Genomic DNA, 3,951 nt, shown 5'->3' on the forward strand with positions numbered 1-3,951 from the left:
GGTACAACAATGAAACAGGCGATAAATACTTTCGTCTTTCAGCTATCGGACGAGTGTGTATGAAGGACAACTGATAGAGCGAACGGAGGAAGGTCCTATATATTGGGTGGACAGGGATGAACTGCCGAATTTGCCGCTATCAGAAGGGTTGAAGGAGAGGCTCCCAATGTTTTGGGATGATAACCTCTCTGTAGGCATTCGGGGTGTGGAATGAACAGGATGCAGGAGTATTGAAGCTGCGATAAAGCAAATTCGAGCGAATCGTTGATAGCAGGTGCAGTCCGGTTAGATATTGCAGAACTTGTCAATGATTAGGATTGAACCTGATAAGAGTTAACAGGGGAGTCAGTCTCTGTAGAAATGATTTATTTATTGGTATGCGGATGTGAATTATGACGAATCTGTGGGATGGGTATGCATAAAGGAGGGGGTAGAATGATTTACGTAGTTCGGCATGGTCAAACGGATTTTAATAAACAAGGAAGAATTCAGGGGAGAATGGGTCTCCCGTTAAATGACATTGGGGTGAGGCAAGCGGAAGAGCTGCGAGACAGTCTTCAACCGATTACATTTGATTACGTATTCTCCTCGCCGCAAGTGAGGGCTGTGCAGACCGCAGAGATTGCGACAGGGATAAATCCCACAATTGATTCAAGACTGGATGTATATGATTTAGGAGAAGCTGATGGTCTGCTGAAGAATGAGGTAAAGCTGCTAGGGGGGATTCCTGATCCCAAAGTCTATGGAGGAGTCGAAGAACCACGCAGTTATGCGAAGAGGGTATTTGCATTCATGAATGAGCTGATGGAGGACGAAAGTCTCCAAGAAATGAATATTTTAATTGCTGGTCATCGCTGTACGACTGGATGCATTGGCGCGTATTACAATGGGGTGCCTGATGATTGGAACATCTTGAAATATTCATCTGGTAATGGCGAGTACAAGATGTATCCGTTTCAGGCTAAGCGGAAGGTGCAAATATAAATGTACGCGCAGCCCATACCTGTTAAGGGCTGCCGTCACTTGGGGGAGGAAGCGATGTTGAGAACAACCGTTTATGTCGATTGGAACGGACATCATATGAAGCTGACGTGGATTCCTTTTGAAGAAGCACCGGATATTACGAAGTTCATCCGTTCTCTAGAGAGAATGAAACGACAACACGAATCTGGGTGGAGCCGACCGAAGTTCCCTTTGTCATTCAGGAGCATGAATTAGCCTTGCTCGTGCTTCAAGAGGCTCTAACAATTGATGCGTCTGTAAACTGAATAATAAGCATCAAAACGTGATCAAGAACATAATCAAGGACGTAATCTAGAACGTGATCAAGAACTTTATTAAGCATGTAATCGAACCCAAGCGTTGCGCAGTCTGCAAGATTTTAAATGCTTGGGTTTTATCATGTAAGCAGCTCCCAATCGCTGATTCCGGGACTGATTAGTATCTCATTCATTGGATTAGCCATGTACACCATGACCTCAACGATCCAGCTGTACTTTATTGATCTGGCGAATCAACAATTTGCGTCTGCTAAAGATTTCGCATCATCGTTAGCTCCCGTACCGTGAATGTCGGGATCGCAATCGGATCGGCATTAGGGGGCTTCGTTTCGACGAACATGAAGCTTATCGATGTCTCATGAGTTGGCGGAATTGTTGCAATCGCTGCCTCACTTCTCGCCTTTATTAGCTACTCGCTTGATCATAAAGCGTTATCGATGCGTACGAAAAACCTTCCTGTGCAAGGTCATTGTGATTCAAAATGTTAAGGGTATGAGTTGGATGAGGGTTGTTTTCATACTAGTCAATAAAATAAGGACTATCCACAGAAGCGGGATTCGTACTCCTAACGCTTGAGGGATAGTCCTTTTTGATTTTACTAATTTGCAATTATAGGAATCGCGCATGTTGAAAATTTGATTTTTTGTTGTTATCCAACCTGACGATCAATATCGAAACAACGGCCATTACAACAGCAGTGATGATTGCTGCCATAACGGATGACTTCACGATAAATACATTCGCTAAGGCGTTGGAACAGCTATGGAATAATACACAGAGCCAGACACTGTTGCTAATTTTTCGAATGCATGCCAATGCGAAGCTTAACCCGATGATTTGAAAAGTAAATACAAGAAAACTTTTTCCGTATTGTCCTGTCCCTACGATAAAAAAGAGTGGCAAATGCCATACCGCCCAGATCACACTGGTTACAAGCGTTGCAGGAATAAAGGACATCCTCTTCTCGAGTGCGGGCTGCAAAATATATCTCCACCCAGCCTCCTCCAAGCCGCCTCCAATCACCATAGCAGGTATCAAAAGCATGACATAATACCAAGGCATCACGATATCAACATCTGAAAGAAATCCTCGAATACCGAAATGGAGTAGCAAAAATAATGGCAGCAGGAAATACAACTTTAGACTATGCTTAACGTCAAAAAGATTGCGCAGCCATTCTCTAAAGGAAGTGACTTGCCCGTCCCGTTTTAAAACATAATACGATACGATCGTAGGAGACCATCCTCCGATAAGAATAAATAGATACATCCACGAAGCAGTTTTGGTCGTGAACCCCAAGTAACCGAAAGCAATTGCGAGTCCGCCTGCAAGCGCCATCAGCATATAGGTGAAGAGAACAAACTTTACGTATGTCTTTTTGCCTTTTGTTTGGGTAGGTAACACATCATCCCTCCGTTATCATCATTCGACTTGCCCGAAATCAATTGTTTTAGTTAGAGCAGGAAAAATTTGCGCACCTAATCAAGTATATGAATATCTATCCATATTTCAAGCTCTGTCTGAAAGTGTGCGCAGAAGGAGTTTCAGAATAATGATCGAATGAAAGAAGATAGAATAAGGAAGTTGGTAAGCGGGGATCCTCTCATCAAGAAAAGAAAGGTAGAAATGAAATGACTGAAATCAATGAATTATTGAAACAGCTAAAAGCGGTTGGTATACATCATTTGAAAAGCGATGCTGCTGTCGTTCTGGAAATATTAAACAATACACACGATGCAGCAAAAATCGATGCTTTAATCAGTGATCTTCTGTCTAGCATGACAAGGAATAAACTGCAATCCATATTGCTTGAGTGTTCTCACACTCTATTACATGAGCTGCCCGTCGTGCAGCAAAAAATGAGCATCGTTGGTGAACGAGCGATATATACCAGGGAACTTAGAGAACAGTTAGGCATATCTGTTCCCGCCTATGAAATTTGGCCCGTAAATGAACCAAAGGCTATCGCTTTTCTAGCGGAAGTCATGAATACGAATAGGCATGATGCATCGAAATTCCTTGATACCATGAAGATTGAATTGCCATCTCAAGTAGATAACATGTATACCGTTTACATGTTCAATAACGAGCCCGTAGGCGTCGTGTTTCCTCATATCGAACCAGATACAAATCAAGAAGGTCGCCTATTTTGGATAGGCATTCATCCTGCGTATAAAGGGAAGGGATTGGGGAGAGGGTTACATACAATCGGGCTGTATCGTTTGCAGCATGACTTTCAAGCAAAATCGTATCTCGGGGCAACGGAAATCGAAAATGCTCCGATGCGAAAGATTATGGAAGCCAATGGATGCGTGCAGCAAGCAACGGTGGTCTCGCTGAAGTATTCCATTGCATAACTCAAAGCGAGAAGGTGGAATCAATATGATTCTCGAAGTGGCCGCATTACATATCATTCCGGGGCAAGACTCGGCGTTTGAGCAAAGCTTTAAACAGGCTTCCAAGATCATATCTCGTATGAAGGGCTACATCGATCATGAGCTGCAGAAGTGTATGGAGCAAGAGAGTAAATATATATTGCTAGTCAGATGGGAGACGCTGGAGGATCATACAATCGGGTTTAGAGGCTCTGAAGAATATCAGGATTGGAAGGCACTCTTGCATCACTATTATGATCCATTCCCGGTAGTCGAGCATTACGAGAAGATCGAGC

At 43.2% G+C, this 3,951-nt stretch carries 5 protein-coding genes; 4 read left to right on the top strand and 1 reads right to left on the bottom strand.

Features of this window, described 5'->3' with window-relative positions:
• Window positions 1-435 precede the first annotated feature (435 nt).
• Complete coding sequence (locus AZ66_RS27685; RefSeq protein WP_044357859.1) at window positions 436-984, top strand: histidine phosphatase family protein; 549 nt, start codon at window positions 436-438, stop codon at window positions 982-984.
• A 54-nt stretch (window positions 985-1,038) separates the two neighbouring features.
• On the top strand, window positions 1,039-1,218 hold the full coding sequence (locus tag AZ66_RS27690; protein ID WP_044357860.1) for a hypothetical protein: 180 nt from the start codon (window positions 1,039-1,041) through the stop codon (window positions 1,216-1,218).
• 671 nt (window positions 1,219-1,889) lie between these two features.
• On the opposite strand, the gene AZ66_RS27695 is transcribed toward AZ66_RS27690, so the two are convergent.
• On the bottom strand, window positions 1,890-2,684 hold the full coding sequence (locus AZ66_RS27695; RefSeq protein WP_052648910.1) for a CPBP family intramembrane glutamic endopeptidase: 795 nt from the start codon (window positions 2,682-2,684) through the stop codon (window positions 1,890-1,892).
• Window positions 2,685-2,911: 227 nt separating this feature from the next.
• Between AZ66_RS27695 and AZ66_RS27700 the strand changes: the two genes are divergently transcribed.
• The gene (locus AZ66_RS27700) at window positions 2,912-3,637 is read left to right on the top strand and encodes a GNAT family N-acetyltransferase (RefSeq protein WP_231587078.1); all 726 of its coding nucleotides are present in this window, start codon (window positions 2,912-2,914) and stop codon (window positions 3,635-3,637) included.
• A gap of 25 nt (window positions 3,638-3,662) precedes the next feature.
• A partial coding sequence (locus AZ66_RS27705) for an antibiotic biosynthesis monooxygenase family protein (RefSeq protein WP_044357861.1) occupies window positions 3,663-3,951 on the top strand: 289 nt, incomplete at its 3' end.

It is taken from the genome of Paenibacillus sp. E194, from assembly GCF_000935845.1.
Taxonomy (GTDB): Bacteria; Bacillota; Bacilli; order Paenibacillales; family Paenibacillaceae; genus Paenibacillus_B; species Paenibacillus_B alvei_B.

What these genes read in the sequence shown, in the direction of transcription:
- AZ66_RS27690 (WP_044357860.1), top strand. Translation starts at nt 1,039, where the DNA reads ATGTTGAGAACAACCGTTTATGTCGATTGGAACGGACATCATATGAAG.
- AZ66_RS27685 (WP_044357859.1), top strand. Translation starts at nt 436, where the DNA reads ATGATTTACGTAGTTCGGCATGGTCAAACGGATTTTAATAAACAAGGA.
- AZ66_RS27700 (WP_231587078.1), top strand. Translation starts at nt 2,912, where the DNA reads ATGACTGAAATCAATGAATTATTGAAACAGCTAAAAGCGGTTGGTATA.